We start from the raw sequence: 17,086 nt of genomic DNA on the forward strand, positions 1-17,086 counted from the left end.
TGTATGTTATTTATTTCTGAATAATGCCTTCACAATACGTCCCGTAATGTGCTGCTTTGACCAACGTAGAGTATTTGTCTGCGTGTCATAACAGTATAGACTACCTGGCATAGATGCCGATGTATCATTGGTTGCAACATAGATGAGATTATCATCATCTGAGAACACCATGTCTACAATCTTCTCAGAACTACTACCTACAGTGAACAGTGCAGCAGTTGGGAAGTTGCTATTAGCAAGTACGTTATGTGCATAGACAGCATTGCCATTAGTGTAATAAACAATGTTCTTGCTACGAGCAGAGCGTACTACAGAGCCATTAGCGATACCAGAAGTAGAAGGCATTGCAACACGGTAAAGCACGTTAGCTGCAATTCTCTTATCTGCAGAAGAAGAGTAGTAGCCTGGGAAGATGTATGTAAAGTAGAATGTTCCCGTACTTGTCTGATTGGTTATCAGTGCAAGGTTACGCTGCTTGTTAACACTACCCATACCTACCAACGTATCACCAGTGAAGGTTCCCTTCAAGATTTCAGCAGGAACAGATGTATTCTCAATAGCCATTGCCAGCAGAGAGCCGTGTGCATTGTCAAAGTAAGCATCACCATGTGCATAGAAGAGGTCATCTCTCCACCATGGAGTCATGCGGTTTGCGAATGAAACAGAACCACCGACAGCACTTGTGAAACGTGAAGTCTGTGAAATCAAGTTGGTTGTGTTCAGACCCAATGAATACAAGTTATTCTTAGTAACAGCCATTACCTTTGGCGCACCTGGGTCAGAGTTAGCCTCTACCTGTATCACCTTCTCGCCAACAGGAGTCTGGAAAAGTGACAACATTTCATAACCATCAAGCTGATAAAGTGTTGATGGATTACCTGCTGCAATAATCAGAACATTGTTTGCCTGACCACCGATGGTCTTGTTCCATGCCATTGAGCAAGGTGTACCAAAGTTGATGTTAGGGTTGTTAGGAGCCAACACATCAAGGTGGAAACTCTTGTTTACATCCTCTGTAGGTACATATGAAAGGATTGACTTACTATTGTTTTCTGCCAAGAGATAAACACCCTTTGTATAAGCATACTCAACGTTCACATTGAACTCATAAATCTGAATATTCTGACCGTTACTCAAACGAAGACGTCCAGTATAACTTCCTGAATTCTGAATAGGATAAACAAGTGCAGAATCACTTGAGACCAACTTATGATTAATCTCCCATTCGTAGGTGAATTTCTGCTTTCCATTGCTTTGCAACACCGCTGGGTTGATTTTCAAAGTATCACCCTGATTAAGTGTATAACTGCTATTCAGAGGTGTCTGCAGACTGATTACAGACACACCATCACCTCCTTCTGTTGAATCATCCTTGATACAAGAAGTGAAGGTAAGGGCTGTTGCAGCTAAAATAAATAAATATTTCTTTACCATAATTCGTCAATTATTTTAATCGTTATATCAATGAACGTACTTATTCAGGATTGGCTGCAAAGTAAGCCTTCAACTTCTGAATATTTCTATAAAGCTGTGTCCAACTTCTTGTATAACGTATTGCCTTCTCAATCTCACTTGAATCTGAGTTATACAAAGACAGGAGATAACGATACTTAGCTGGTGTATAAGCAGGAAGACCCATTGCTTGCAGTGTAGGATTGTCCCACCAGTATGGCTTTTCAAGCACATTATCAAAAGTAATCGTTCTCTTTAGTGCATTAGGGAAACGGACACCAAGGTCGTCAGATGCTTCCAAACGCAGAACAAGACGAATATTTTCGTTCTTAGTATCACTAAGATTCTGACGCAAAAGAACTACACGAAAACTTGATGCAAGACTATCGGCTGGAATTACTTGATCACTATTGATTGCCTCAAAGTGTACTCCTGCTTTGGCAGAACTACTTGGGTCAACAACTACCTTATAATGTTGTGCCTGTGACTTTCTCACTCCTGCAAGCTTAACTTTTACAGTAACCGTGTCTGTTGTCACACTCGTAGGCTGTGTTCCGAACGAATAGTTATATAATGTGTCAGAAGCATTATTGAGGTCGAAATAAACCTGGTTTGCTCCTTCGAAAGTACCATCTTTTGAGTATTCACCTTTGTACTCATCGTTTGAACACGCTGCCAACGACAATGCGATGACACCGATAGCGAAGAAGTTTGTGATTGATTTATACATAATCATTTGTTTTTTAGTGTTGTCCGATAAGCAATTTCCATGTAGCTTAGCCTTTTTCTCCCTTGTTATATAGGACTGTGACGACTTCGCTTTCCCATGTTTTGCCGATATGTTAAGTTTCCGCACATGTGGTGCGAAGGGTCAGCACGCATGGTGCGGAGGGCTAACACCAATGGTGCTGCATATTAGTTAGCTCATCAAAGAGCTTATACTACTTAAGTATTATCGGATTACAATATTTGTTTTTATGTTTATATCTCTTCTTTTATACACTCAAGTCAGTGATTTAGCGATGCTAAACGGTTTTTACAAGTTGCCTTGCTCATATCGTTTAGCAGTGCTAAACCATGCTAACTCTTTAATATGTACTATTCGTTGTGTACAGCCTGATCACCGTACTCATTCTCTCTATCTGGCCATGGGAGATTGAAGATGGCATCTGAAGGCTGATACGTGTCGATATTTCTGAAGTCAGTGAAACTACGGTTATAGTGCTTCAACGCATAGAAAGTCTGTCCCATACCTGGGAACTCACGCATACGCTCACGCATCATCTCCTGCTCGAAGAGTGTACGCGTAGCTACCTTAGCCGCATCTACATCACCCAGTCCCCTACTCTTTCTTACCTGATTGAGCAGACTGATTGCCTCTGTCTTATTTGTATCATAAAGACTTTCACTCAAAATATAATACATCTCTGGCAGACTAATTAACACAAAGCCTTTCAACACGCCTCTTGTAGCCTCGGCATCATTCTGGATTAGACGGATAAAGCTGAAAGAGGATGCTGAACCTGACGTATTCTCTCTAAAGAAAGAGGTGAAACGGAGGTCAGAGCTAAGCGCTGTAAAGAGGTCGGTCTCATAGAGACTACGTGTATCACGACGACCCTCAACGAAAGAGCCGTAACCTGTAGAGCGCAGGAATGCTGTACGAATGGCTGTTGAACGATCGGCTGCATAAACACCGAAAATCATCTCCTTACTTGCTGGGAAACGCATCACAGAGTCAAGTGAAGTACTTGTATTCAGCTTAAAGTTCTGTGTAGCGTTGATGACTTCACGAGCATACTTTGCAGCTTCTGTGTACTTACCCATAGCGTAGTATACACGAGCTTTAGTAGCCTTTACTGCATACTTATTGAAAAGAATCACACGTCCCTTGCTATAATCACGTACGAAAGTATTATCGTATGTAACATCATTGTCGTCTGTCAACAATGAGTCAGCCTGATTCAAGTCCTTAAGAATAAGGTTGAACGTTGCCTGCAAGGTATAACGTGTGCGGTTCTTCAAATTGAACTCTGTTGCATAAGGCAGACCAAGCGTGTTTGCATCACTGCGCGTATAGTCTGTACAGTAGAGGCGAGCGAGGTCGAAGTGCATAAAGCCACGCAGACCCAACGCCTCACCATGAATCATCTTGCGCTCTTGTGCACCTGCACTAATATCATTAATGTGCCTCAACACATTGTTGACATTAGAGATATTGTTATACATATTGCTCCAAACAGCATCCACTACGTTGCGTGCTTGCTGGTTAGTATATTGGTAGCGATTCAGATAATAACTAACATCTTGTGTGTTGTCATAACCGAACTGTTGACCTAACTCATCCACCATACCCCATGAAAGGTTACTACCATAGAGGTTGGATGAAGCTAACTTACCGTAGATACCAAACATAGCATCCTCATAACCAGTAAGGTCAGTAAACATCTCGTCATCTGTAAGCTGTCCTTTTGACTGCACATCCAAGAAGTCGCTACATGATGTAAGCAAAGCAAACACCATGGATAGTCCTATATATTTCGTTATCTTCTTCATTGTTATCCTAATTTAGTTTTAGAGTGAGAATCGTAATGAGAATTCAAAGCTTCTGTCATATGGATAGTTCAAACCACGCTCTCTCTTCGCTGTTGACAGGTAGAAGAGGTCGTTAGTAAGAAGTTCCAAGAACATACGCTTCAATCCATACTTCTGAATAAAGTTTGTTGGTACCTCATAAGAGAGTGACAAACTGCTCATACGCAAGAAGTTGTTCTTCTCTACGAAGCGTGATGTCTGATATGGAGTAGTTGTATCGTCGATACGCTTATACTTCGCTACAGTTCCAGGAGTCTTCCATCTGTCATTCAATACACGCTCATCAGCATTGTACTTAGGGTTGGCTCCCTCTACCTTTGTTGCCAAAGTCTCATTATAGACAGAACCTCCGAAAGAGTACAAGAACGAACAACTCAATGCAAATCGCTTATAAGTAAGGTATGAAGTGATAGAACCCGTACCTAAAGGATTCGTATCTCCGAAGATTACCTTATCATTTGAGTCATAAACGAAAGTATATGCACCATCACGCTTAATAAAGATTTCCTGACCTGTTACTGGGTCGATACCTGCAGAAGGAACAACTTTCAAGGCTGTCAAAGACTGACCTTCTTCATAGATAGGAAGTGGTACAACACCATTATCAGACTTGTTCTTCTCATTCTGTTCACGCAGAGAATTACTGATCTTCTTAATCTTATTCTTGTTATAAGCATATGTAAGACCGAGTGACCACTGCCAATCTTTATTCTGAATTGGGAAGGTACGCAGACGAAGTTCAAAACCTGAGTTCTGTACCTCACCAATGTTTTCACGCGAAGTTATCACACCTACTGATGGAGCCTTAGTAATATCCAAGAGCAGGTTATCAGTATTCTTGATATAATAATCAGCTGAAAGGTCGACACGACCACGGAAAGCAGTGAAGTCAACACCGATGTTGGTGCTCAACGTACGCTCCCACTTCAAGTCTGGATTACCGATAGTAATTGGCGTAGCACCAGTTCCCTTGCCATAGAAGTAAGAACTGTTATAGCTATAGGTAGTCAATGCCTGATATGGGTTAAAGTTGATATTACCCAAGTAACCAACACTGGCACGAAGCTTCAAGAGCGAAACTGGTGAGCCCTTCATAAACTTCTCGTTATGAATATTCCATCCACCACCGACACTCCAGAATGGAGCAAAGCGCTGATTCTTACCGAAACGAGATGAACCCTCATAACGATAGATAAGGTCAAGGAAGTACTTGTTATCCCAAATTGTATTGGCGTTAACGAAGAAACCTACACCTCTTGTCTGTGTATCAGAGCCACTTGGACGCGTTGCAGCGTATGCTGTAGCGAAAGATGGATGTCCGAGCTTATCTGAATAGAATCCTATTGAAGTATAAGTAGCGGCATCTGATGACGTAGACTCAATACTTCCACCTCCCATTGCAGTAAGGAAGAGCTTCTTAAAGAAGTAGTTATTATATGATAACATTGCTTTTCCTTGCAATGTCGTGGTATTTACCCAGTTATCAGACAATGAACCACGCTGATCAGCAGACTTATTACGAATCTCGCTATAGGCAAAAGGAGATGTGAAAGTGCGTCTATCCTGCTTGCTACGGTCGACTGTAAAGTCTCCATCCAAACGTATCTTCTCACCGAACCACAACTGAATACTGGTCGTATTGAGGAAGTCAAAGTTATTTGTCTTACTATAACTACCCAACGAAGCATCATACAATGGGTTTGCCAAGTCATGATAGAGTGAAGAGCGCAACTGTCCATCAGAGTTATATGGATTCTCATAAGGATTCATCTTAACCCAGTCTGAGAAATCACCATAAGGTGACACGTTACTTGTCACAGATGAAAGTATCGAACTGTTTGATACAAAGAACTTACCTGCAATATTGTAAGAGAGACGGAAGTTAGTTGAAAGACGAGTACGATCAGAACCCTTCATAACACCAGCATCATTACCATAACGAATACCGAGATTATACTTTGCACGGTCATCACCACCATCTACACTCAAACTGTGTGACTGTGAGATAGCATTACGCAGTGGCTTAGACAGCCAGTCAGTCTCAACACCTCTCTGAATATCATTATAGATACGTGCATAATCCTTGTCGAGCTTATATTGAGTTGAAGGACTTGTATCTGTAAACAAACCTGCAAGACGCTCATACTCCAACTTCTGACGTGCATTCAACAAATTATAGTCGGACAAATCAGGTGTTGACAAACGTACTGTTCCACTATAGTTCAATTTCAACTTACCACCCTTCAAGGTCTTTGTTGTAATAACAATAACACCTGCAGAAGCTTTCGCACCATAAAGAGCAGACGCTGAAGCATCCTTCAATACGGTAACTGTCTCGATATCATTCATATCCATATCGGCAACATACTCAGCAGAAACCTGCGCACCATCTACCACATAGACTGGTGTATTGGCTTGTCCTTCGAAGGTTGCACGACCACGGATATTGAGTTCTGCCACCTTATTAGGGTCAGAACCTTTGAGATTATCATCTGCGATGACCATACCAGGAACGAAACTTGCAATACTCTGCAATACATTCTTCGTACCCACATTCATCAACTGGTCACGACTTACAGCCACCTGAGAACCCGTAAACGAATTCTTATTCTTAGTCTGATAACCCGTTACAACCACTTCCTGCATCTCTTTTGAATCTTCATGCAGCGTGATATTAGCAGTTGCACCATTCTTTACAGTCTTTGTAACTGTCTTATATCCAATATATGACACATTCATGTGCACCTCCTTGAGGTCTGTCACAATCTCGTATTCTCCATTGATATCGGTAACATAACCACCATTCACGCCATCCACACGGATGACAGCACCGATGATAGGATCACCGTTATTATCAGTAACCTGACCACGAACGCCACCCTTGCGCTGTGCTATTTCTTTCTTTGCAAGCGTCAAGGTATTGCCATCAACGGTATAAGAGAGTGGGAACTGGTTTGCCAAGTTCACTAACAAACTTGATACTGACTGATCACGCACGTCAAGAGTAACACCCTTGAGTGCCTTCACACCTTCATCCGCAAACTTTACATTTAATCCAGTCTGCTTTGCGACCTCATTGGCGAAATCCTCTACCGTTGCATCATGCATGGAAAGAGTTACTTTTGTGCCATTCAGGTCCTGTGCTGACATGGGGAGACTTAATGGTCCAATGCATAAAAGGTTCAAAAGAAGAACACATATTATGCGTTGGAGGAATTTAATCTTCTGCATCGTTCTCTAAAATTATGAATTTTGTTACTTGAAAATACAATCCTTTTTAAACTCAAAAACTCTTACGTTGATAATTGTTCAGAGAAGAAAGACTTCTTTATAACTATTAATACTATTGAGATAGTTACCTTCACAGGTAAACAACACTTATTAAATACTCGCTGCAAAAGTACGAAAAAAAATAAAACAACCAAGCGATTTTATTATTAAAAATAAAGAATTCCTTTCATTATTATTAATTTTTGATAGCCAAACACACGTTTTAGTAGCATTTTATTGACTAAAATATAGTTATCCCAACGTTATGTTCTCATATTCCTCTGTCATCTTTACCAGCATAAAGACAGAATAACATAATTATCAAAAGCATAAGATAAAAGAAACAGAATAACCAATAACATATTCCTCTAAGAACAACCAATAAAAAGTAGGAACAGACTCTCTCGTCCATCCCTACTCGTCTGTCCCTACTTGCATATATTCCTTTACCAGCTCCCCTCTCTTTCATCGCCAACTAACACCATCTAGTTTCCCTCCTCCTCTAGCAAACTGCGCATTTCACTCCCCTCTCCTCTTGGAGAGGGGCTGGGGGTGAGGCCTTTTATCCCACCTCTGGTCCTCCACCCTCTTTCTTTTTCTTTTCTTCCTTTCCATCTTTAGTCTTCCTCCTCGCAGGATTATCCACATCCACCTCAATCTTTTTCAACGCTTCTGTGACGGCAGACTTCCAGCGAACAAGGACACGAGGACGTTTCAAGGATTCGGCGGTGACATCTTTCTCGTTGTCGACCATCTTTGACGGTATTGTGGTGCGGAACGAAAAGAGGTCGCCAAGGTCTAGCGAACCACCAAGGCTAATCACCTCAATAGCAATGTTACGCAGGGTGATGATCACGTTTCTTACGTCTCCCTCACTCAACGAGGTTTCGCGAACAATGCGGTTAACAAGCCAATCTGCTGAAAACTTCATCGGGGCTTTTGGTACGGCATTAAAGGCTTTCTGACCTTTCTTTGGACCAATCCTGTGGACGGTCTCAACTACTTTAAATGAAATCATAAAATAATAAATTTAAGTTTTAAAGAATATGGAGCCTCGCCTTTCAGCAAGACTCCGTTAGTTATATTTTGCTTCGTTTTCTATTCCTTATATCAAGGCTGCTGTATTCATTATATGAAGACTGTTGCCTTGATATAATGAAGACAAGCATCTTGATATAAGGAAGGCAACTGCCTTTATATAATGAATACAAATATCATCTAACTTAGAATGGACGGTATTCATCTTCGTTGGAAGAACTGAATAAATGAGAACCATAATATGAGCTAATCCATCTTACTGCGTAATTACTTTTATTTATACTCATACCGTATGCAGAATCAGTCAAAGAACCAGGCAAAGGTGTAGAACTCCAGTAATGACATGTAGAATTATCTCCTATGCTTAAGCGTCCTTCTGCATAGTTTCCAAAGTTAGGAAGAAAAAAATAATCATTAATATTAGAAGGTTTTCCCTTAGGAGGATTTGTAAACATCTCACTAAAATATGTATTAGTACGAGTATAATCAATCCCATTAGGGGATGCATCCTTCAGTTCCTGTTCAGACTTCCAATTTTCATCAGCTATTACATTCTTTCTCTTAATCCACATGCCACCAACATAAAGATGTCCCATTGTAGCCCAAAGAGTTTCATTATCCCAATGCATATCCCCTTTTTCCAAATACCATATCATCTCATTAATATTAGGAGCAGCTGCGGCAGAATGACTGGCCTGTATTGCTGGTGCAACACCTGTAGGATCCATATAACTTGGTATCTCATTGAAGTCACGTGGCGTATGAGCAGAACTGAAAGCTGTACTTTGTGGTGCGTCAGTCTTATTCTCCTGACTATTTATCGTTGGTTGAGTCCTCTTCGCAGGGTTTATATTATTCCACTCAAATCCTGCCCAATAATGCTGTTGTGCATCCCATTGATAATAACCATTGCCTGGATATTCCTTTACTTGTAAATTAGTTTTTACGGGAGTATTTTTACCTGCGTCAAAGGTTACAGAAGGATAGGTTTTCGTTATCACTCCTGTAACATTGCTTACAGCATCATGTAAAGTGTATTCTATTGTCAGATTACTATATGTACCAGGTTTAACAACCATTGTTGCAGCATTAGTTGCATAAGTAGAAACATTAGGAATAGAAAAGTTGTTTACATCCAGCTCTACACTGTTTGATGTGGTCGTGCCATTGCTTAGTGTTCCATTATCTGCTAGATCGAATGTGCCTGCAAGCTGGTCAGAGGTATTGTTTGTGTAGATACGTATCTTTTGTAGCTTTGCTCCTGCAATAACTCCTTGAGCTGTGTAAGGCATAAAGGTTACATACGCTGCCTTATGATTCAAGGTGAAGCTGTACTTCCCGCTACCTGTTGCATCAGCTACACCGAAGTCGCCATCGTCTGCAATGTGGGCAGCATCGTTAGGAGTGCTTTGTGTTTGCGAAGCCTTGATAATCACCTTGTCACTTGCTCCGCTATTACCTGTATAACGTACCTTGTGTGTAGAACCTGTATAGCTTCCATTTACCCAGAACTTTGCCTTGTCGGTAGTTGTGCTGCCTGGTACGGCTGCGATACGAGAAGCAATATCATCTTCTGAGCTTTGGTGATAAGTATTGTTGTCGTCTTTTACCCAAATCTTATCGCTTGCTGTCCAATAGAAATCGAGACCGCTGCCTGTGTAGGTGGCTGATGTGCGAGTTGAAGGCTCTGTTTCTGATGAGAATACAGTTCCTGTTTTAGGCGTATCTTTGCCTGCTGTTTTCTCTGTGGCTGTGTCATCGCTGGCGCAACTGCTTAGGGTAAGTGTCGCCAACATGAGTGTACCCAAATAAAAACTTTTCTTGTTCATTGTTTGTTCTTTTTTAATTTAGTTTGTTACTTGCGGAGTTGACCAGCTTACCACCAGTTAGATTCTCCACCTTGCTTCCCGTCTTCGAGGCTTTCCTCTTCAGTAAATGTACTTACTTTTGCGCTCAATCCTCCCGTGTCGCCAGCGTGAGCATGACCGCTACCGCTGCCTCCAGGGTTGTTGAACGAGGTTCGCATGAACCCTTCGTTTTCGACTTTCAACAAAGAGCACCAAGGTGCTTGATAGTCCTTTCTTTCTTTTGTTTTCATCATCTTTTTGATTTGATTAAAAATAGTTGTTATCTACTCTCTATGTGGCTTCTTTACGTCACCTTTTATATTATAAACATCCTGATAACCTTATCATCTATCTCTCTTAACCATCTACACGTTCCCTCTCTACAGGCAGACAGCACGTTACTACTGCCTGCCCGAGAAATCAACGAGAGAAAACAAACTATTATCAGAGAATTACAATTATCTTTTGTGATAAAATCAATGCTTAAAACATCCTTATTTTGCTTTTTAGATAGCTTGCAAACGGACACAAAAAAGCGAACAAAGGAAACTCTGTGAAGTCCTTTGTTTACAAGCGTTACAACACGCTTCGCGCGCGCGTAGGATGGAAGAAAAAAAGTATGATTAAACGCTAGGTGCGCCTGTGTGTGTGTGTTAGCAAAATATCTGAGACTACCAAATATAAAGCACTAAAAAAGGCAAAGAAATCAAAGTTTCTTTGCTGTGCTGAATCGGTCTGATATGTCATTGCTAATTGTTTCACGGCTGCAAAGATAAGACTTCTTTTTAGAATTGGCAAGGAAATCTAAAAGAAATGTATAAATTAAACAGAATGACATAAATACATATTCTTCAATGACATATCTTAAGACACAGAAAGCAAAGAAATAGACGTGTCTTCAAAAGGCTATTAATAAAAGGGATTGTATCAATCTAAAACCACTAACAGTTTCTTTGATACAACCCCTTTTTGAAGTTATAACTGTCGTCTTTCTACAATCTATATAGATAGCAAAAAGCCTTGTTATCACGTAAAAATCTTACTGCTGCTGTGCATAATAATTCTCCAATCCCTTGTCAAGGAACTCAAGATAAGCAGGTACATCCTCCTTAAAGCTAAAGCTACCATTCAATGGTTTACCCGCATTGTCCAATGGTACATAGAATGGCTGAGCAAGATAACCGAACTTAGTCTGCTCCAAATAGCTCCACTTATCACCGATAGTACGCAGTGTACGTGAAGTTCCGTCTGGGAGTTTCACCTCAACAGGCTGCTTCAATGGAGTCTTATCGTCTACATAAAGTGAGATGAGAACATAGTCCTTATTCAATTTATCTGCCACACGTGAGTCAGTCCATACAGATGCCTCCATCTTACGACAGTTCACACATCCGAAGCCTGTGAAGTCAACCAAGACTGGCTTACCTGCTGCGGCAGCTGCACGCATACCCTCATCATAATCTGTATAAGCAGCATGTACCGTTTGTGGAGCAAGGTTGAAATCCTGTGTGTTAATAGGTGGTGCGAACGCACTAACAGCCTTACAAGGAGCACCCCAGAGTCCTGGAAGCATATAAACAGAGAATGCCAATGAACAAAGGCCGAGCATAATAGCTGGTACAGGCATCGCCTTCTGCTCTGGATCATCATGTGGGAACTTGAGTTTACCAATAAGGTAAAGACCCAAAAGACCGAAGAGAACGATCCAAATAGAAAGGAATGTCTCACGATCAAGAATATGCCAGCCGTATGCAAGGTCGGCAACTGACAAGAACTTCAGTGAGAATGCCAACTCGATGAAACCCAACACAACCTTAATCATGTTCATCCATGAACCAGACTTTGGTGCTTTCTTAAGCAAAGTTGGGAAGAGAGCAAAGAAGGTAAATGGTAAGGCAAGAGCCAAAGCAAAACCAAACATACCCACTGCTGGGGCTACCCAGTCACCACTTGTTGCTGCCTGAACAAGGAGAAGACCTACGACAGGAGCAGTACATGAGAAACTTACCAATGACAAGGTGAATGCCATAAGGAAGATAGAAAGCAAACCTGTTGTCGCAGAAGCCTTATTGTCAACCGCATTACCCCATGAAGAAGGTAATCGAAGTTCAAACCAACCGAAGAAACTGAAAGCAAAAACTACTAACAAAAGAAAGAAGAACACATTGAACGGTGCATTCGTTGCCAACTCATTCAACTTCTGTGGACCAAATGCCCAAGTAACAAGCGTTGCCAAAGCCATATAAATGACGATGATTGACAAGCCGTAGGTCACTGCATCACGAATTCCCTTCTTACGGTCGTCCTTTGCCCTTTTGAGGAAGAAGCTAACCGTCATTGGAATAATAGGCCATACACAAGGGGTAAGTAAAGCGATGAAACCACCAAGAATACCCATAAAGAAAATAGCCCAAAGAGAACTGTTTGTACTATCTTTAGTGCTATTAAAAGCCGACAACTCCTTGATAACGGGCTGCCAAAGGTTTACATCTGAATTTATTTGAGCATTAGACTGCTGCGTTGTTTCAGCTGAGTCAACTGGCAACACATCAGCCTTCTTAGTTGTATCTGCCGTCATTGTGGTAAGCGCAGATAAACCATCAGCTGCTACATCAGTAGCAGCTGTCGGTGTTTTTTCAGTTTCTGCGTTTGCCGGTGCTGGTGTTGCTGCTGGTGCGGAAGCAGGTCCATTACCTTTGAAATTAAATTCAACCTGTGTTGGTGGCAAACACATCTCATCGTTACAAGCACCATATTCCAAGTAACCTTTTATACTATAGGTCTTAGCTGTTATCTTGTAACGCTGAACGAAACCAACGCTATTCTCGAAATAACGTAGTTTCATCTCGAAAGTCTTATCATAGACATTCAACTCTTTACCACGTGTTGTGAGCTTACCTACTGGTGTTACGCCCTCTGCTTTGTCTACATGTAAAGATGCAGATGTAGGACCATCAGCTGGAAGATTGGTTGAATATACATGCCATCCCTGGTCGATCTTCGCTGTGAAGATAACCTCTAACTCTGTTGGTGAAACCTGCTTCTGTTGTACAGAAAAATGAACAGGGTTCTGCTGTGCCATCGCTGTGAGGCTAAACAACAGCGTAAAGAGGATAAATAGTGTATTTTTTCTTTTCATCGTTTTATACTATTAGAATTTGAACTGCAAAGATAAGAAAATTATTTTTATAACATTACATAATGTATATATTTAATATTTATATTCAATAACTTTTTATCAATCTATGTTCAAAAGGTTTTCAGGATTAAGATGAGTTCTCTCGTCGATTTTTATTTTACGTATATTGTTGCAGACAGGTAGTCACCTACCTGCTGCAACAGCTATTCATTTAAGAATAATCAGCATTAATTATGCACCAACGTACCTATATCTTCACCGTCCATAACCTTCTTCAGATTACCGACAACGTCCATATTGAAGACATAAATAGGTAAGTCGTTTTCTTTACACATGGTCGTTGCCGTGAGGTCCATTACCTTAAGACCCTTTGTGTAAATCTCATCATATGTGATTTCAGAGAACTTTGTTGCCGTTGGGTCTTTCTCTGGATCGGCAGTATAGATGCCATCTACACGTGTACCTTTAAGCATCACATCTGCCTCAATCTCAATACCACGTAGGCTTGAACCAGTGTCTGTTGTAAAGTAAGGACAACCAGTACCAGCTGAGAAGATACAAACATAACCTGCCTCCATAGCCTCGATAGCCTTCCACTTGCTATAGAACTCGCCGATTGGTTCCATACGGATAGCGGTCAAGACCTTAGCTTTCACGCCATTTGCCTCAAGTGCTGAGCTGAGTGCAAGAGAGTTGATAACAGTAGCACACATACCCATCTGGTCGCCTTTCACACGGTCGAAGCCTTTCTGGCTACCGCTTAAACCACGGAAGATGTTGCCACCACCGATTACGATACCAATCTGTACACCCATTTCATGTACTTCCTTAATCTGCTTAGCATAATCGCTAAGACGCTCAGGGTCGATACCGAAGCCCTGTTTTCCCATCAAACTCTCACCCGAAAGTTTCAAGAGAATTCTTTTAAATCTTGCCATTATTTTTGGAGTTGAAGGAGTTGAAGGAACTTCTTTACTTTCCCAAACACCTTATTATATAATAAATTCTACTTCTTTAAATTGATATTCACGTATCATACCCTTGCTGTCACGGAGGATGAGATGCCCATCGTCTTCTACTTCAACTATAGCACCTTCAAACTCACCATCAGCATCACGGAACTTATGAAAGCCTCCACGTCGATACAAGGCTTCATGATACATTGCACTGATATCATTATATCCGCCCATCTCTAACAGCTGATAGAGTTCTGAGAACTTCTTGATAATCTTTTTCAGCAGTTCTTCTTTATCAACTTCATGCCCTAAAATTTGACAGAGAGAAACGGGATTAGGAGCATCACTCTGGAACGTTTCCTGATTTACATTCAGTCCTACGCCAAAAACGCAATCCTTTATACGCCCCGCAGCAAGTTTTGTTTCAATCAGTGTTCCGCTCAGTTTCTTATCTTTCCAATAGATGTCATTTGGCCATTTCAGACTGATATCATCTTTCACATAGTCTGCTAAAGCTTCTTTCAGAGCCAAGGCACCAGCTTCCGAGAGTAGGAACTGACTACGAACAGGCAGCATCGTCGGGTGAACAAGTACCGAGAACAACAGGTTCTTACCAGCTTCACTCTCCCAAGTGTTCGTCCCCTGCCCCTTTCCTGCTGTCTGATAATCAGCAACAACGACTGTCATTGGCTCATCTTCAGCAGGTGTGTAAGTGCGCAGATAGACGTTTGTACTATCGACAGAATCCAGCCTTACGACCTTTACCTCTCTTTCTTTCTCTACTACTGTTGGCTTAAAAAAGCCTAATACGGCATCTATTATCTTCATTTACAATCTATTCTTTATATGAATGGAAGAAAAGCATCCTTCACATGGCGCACTTCATTGGTTCCTGTTGGCTGCCCTACAACAGTGATTATATCAAAGCGGATATCCAAATTGATGTTATATCGCTTGACATATGCATTGGCAGCTATCGAGAGCGAACGCACTTTCTGTACGGTGACAGCCTCATCGGCATCAGCAAACTGCTCATTCTTTCGTGTCTTTACCTCAACAATAACCAACTCTCCGTTGTCTATTGCGACAATATCTAAGTCTCGATGGTGATAATTCCAATCACGATGAAGAATGACATAACCCAACTGTTGGAGATAGCTTACCGCCACATCCTCTCCCCATTTACCTAATTCGTTATGGTATGCCATGCGTCTTTCTTTCCTCTACTTGCAGAAGTTTTAGAAGTTTAGACTATTAGAAGGAGATAAGATAATTCTTTATACGTATCAAATCGATTTACGGATGAAACAAAGGTATAGCCTACTTCTTCTAAAATCCTTAAACTTTATCACTCCCATCAAGCATTGTGTACATTAATATTCACGCACAAAGTTAGAATAATCTTTCGTAAAATCAAAATAAAACCCGTATTTTTGCAGTATGAGTACAGAAGAACAAAGCAAGAAAGACCTATACTATATGCAGCGTGCATTGGCTGAAGCCGAAGCTGCTTATAAAGAAGGTGAAATCCCTATTGGTGCTGTTGTGGTATGCCGTGACCGTATCATCGCTCGTGCCCATAACCTGACAGAGACGCTCAATGACGTTACTGCACATGCTGAGATGCAGGCAATAACCATGGCTGCCAATGAGTTGGGAGGAAAATATCTGCAGGATTGCACGTTATATGTAACTGTAGAACCTTGCATCATGTGTGCTGGTGCCATCGGTTGGGCGCAACTCCGACGCATCGTCTATGGTTGTCCCGATGAAAAACGAGGCTATCATGAATATGCGCCCAAGGCTTTCCACCCTAAAGCTAACGTTACATACGGTGTTATGGAAGAAGAATGTCGTGCCTTGATGCAGCGATTCTTCCAAGAGAGAAGATAGGGATTGAGGAGTTAAAGAGTGCGAAGGTAGTAAAAGGAGTTAAGACATTACCTCCGTTCCTGATACTAATAAAGAGAGAGAAAGAAAGGAGGACGGATTTTATCCATGCTCTCTACGGATATTAGAGGTAAGAGATAAACTGCTGATAAATACCCTTTTAACCTCTTATAGCTACATTCCAACGAATTATTTTCATGAAAAGAAATATTTACTTTCATGAAGAAAAATAATTATTTACACGACAATAAATATTTATTTTCATGAAAATAATTCGCTCAAAGGCTATTGTAAGCATAAAAAAGAACCATTATCAAGAATACAATTAATACCATAAAACAAATAAATTTATGCCTTTGATGTCACCTTTTACAAATCAACAACGTTATACAAGTGAATCGGTTCAGAAAGAAAACCAAATGTATAACATATTAAAAACAAATGATTATGAATTATGTAATATTAGAATCAATCATTAAAAGTCTCGTTCCAATAGCAATTGTAGTAGTTCTTCCTATCATAATGGCTTGGCTCTCTTACCGTAACAAACAACACGAAACAGACAAAAGAAGCGAGATTGTTACGGCTATTATTGAAAAGAATCCTGACATTGACGTGCAGGAGTTTCTCGACAAGCTGAACCCTTCAAAGAAATCATACAAAGAGCAACTGATGACAAAAATGCACCAGGAACTACTTTGGGGGACAATCTGTCTTATCGGAGGGGCGGCAACCATATTGGTTATTATAGTTTTGAGCATTTTGCAAAGTTTTGACAAAGGATATATCCCTATAGGCGCCGTATTTGGTGTTGTCCCATTGGCAGTAGGATGCGGGTTGTTAATCGCCTACAACAATGCCAAAAAGACTTTGAATAATTTGAAAGACAACGATTAGGT

General features: G+C 40.9%; 13 protein-coding genes. 2 read left to right on the forward strand and 11 right to left on the reverse strand.

Features of this window, described 5'->3' with window-relative positions; translation table 11 throughout:
- Positions 1–6: 6 nt before the first annotated feature.
- The 11 genes from J4861_RS09380 to J4861_RS09430 form a co-directional block, all read right to left on the reverse strand.
- Entirely contained in the window at positions 7–1,434 is a 1,428-nt protein-coding gene (locus J4861_RS09380) for a PKD-like domain-containing protein (protein WP_211817741.1), read from the reverse strand.
- Positions 1,435–1,474: 40 nt separating this feature from the next.
- Entirely contained in the window at positions 1,475–2,182 is a 708-nt protein-coding gene (locus J4861_RS09385; RefSeq protein WP_211817742.1) for a DUF4843 domain-containing protein, read from the reverse strand.
- Between the two features lie 368 nt (positions 2,183–2,550).
- Positions 2,551–4,008 carry a RagB/SusD family nutrient uptake outer membrane protein gene (locus J4861_RS09390; RefSeq protein ID WP_211817743.1) on the reverse strand — a complete coding sequence of 486 codons (1,458 nt, stop codon included), beginning with the start codon at positions 4,006–4,008 and terminating at the stop codon, positions 2,551–2,553.
- A gap of 18 nt (positions 4,009–4,026) precedes the next feature.
- Positions 4,027–7,278: a SusC/RagA family TonB-linked outer membrane protein gene (locus tag J4861_RS09395; RefSeq protein WP_211817744.1), complete on the reverse strand. Its 3,252-nt coding sequence runs from the start codon at positions 7,276–7,278 to the stop codon at positions 4,027–4,029.
- Positions 7,279–7,879: 601 nt separating this feature from the next.
- Positions 7,880–8,335: an HU family DNA-binding protein gene (locus J4861_RS09400; protein WP_211817745.1), complete on the reverse strand. Its 456-nt coding sequence runs from the start codon at positions 8,333–8,335 to the stop codon at positions 7,880–7,882.
- 205 nt (positions 8,336–8,540) lie between these two features.
- Entirely contained in the window at positions 8,541–10,184 is a 1,644-nt protein-coding gene (locus J4861_RS09405; RefSeq protein WP_211817746.1) for a hypothetical protein, read from the reverse strand.
- 47 nt (positions 10,185–10,231) lie between these two features.
- Positions 10,232–10,381: a hypothetical protein gene (locus J4861_RS09410; protein ID WP_249110928.1), complete on the reverse strand. Its 150-nt coding sequence runs from the start codon at positions 10,379–10,381 to the stop codon at positions 10,232–10,234.
- An 860-nt stretch (positions 10,382–11,241) separates the two neighbouring features.
- A complete protein-coding gene (locus tag J4861_RS09415) occupies positions 11,242–13,341 on the reverse strand; it encodes a protein-disulfide reductase DsbD family protein (protein ID WP_211817748.1) in 2,100 nt (699 codons plus the stop codon).
- Positions 13,342–13,568: 227 nt separating this feature from the next.
- Positions 13,569–14,279, reverse strand: coding sequence for a UMP kinase (gene pyrH / locus J4861_RS09420; protein ID WP_211817749.1), 711 nt, complete (start codon positions 14,277–14,279; stop codon positions 13,569–13,571).
- Positions 14,280–14,333: 54 nt separating this feature from the next.
- Positions 14,334–15,125: a biotin--[acetyl-CoA-carboxylase] ligase gene (locus J4861_RS09425; RefSeq protein ID WP_211816661.1), complete on the reverse strand. Its 792-nt coding sequence runs from the start codon at positions 15,123–15,125 to the stop codon at positions 14,334–14,336.
- Between the two features lie 14 nt (positions 15,126–15,139).
- Positions 15,140–15,505 carry a YraN family protein gene (locus tag J4861_RS09430; RefSeq protein ID WP_211816662.1) on the reverse strand — a complete coding sequence of 122 codons (366 nt, stop codon included), beginning with the start codon at positions 15,503–15,505 and terminating at the stop codon, positions 15,140–15,142.
- Positions 15,506–15,737: 232 nt separating this feature from the next.
- Here J4861_RS09430 and J4861_RS09435 point away from each other — a divergent pair, with 232 nt between their 5' ends.
- Positions 15,738–16,190, forward strand: coding sequence for a nucleoside deaminase (locus J4861_RS09435; protein WP_089365548.1), 453 nt, complete (start codon positions 15,738–15,740; stop codon positions 16,188–16,190).
- Positions 16,191–16,628: 438 nt separating this feature from the next.
- Positions 16,629–17,084, forward strand: coding sequence for a hypothetical protein (locus J4861_RS09440; protein WP_211816663.1), 456 nt, complete (start codon positions 16,629–16,631; stop codon positions 17,082–17,084).
- Positions 17,085–17,086: the final 2 nt, after the last annotated feature.

The organism is Prevotella melaninogenica, from assembly GCF_018127925.1.
GTDB lineage: Bacteria > Bacteroidota > Bacteroidia > Bacteroidales > Bacteroidaceae > Prevotella > Prevotella melaninogenica_C.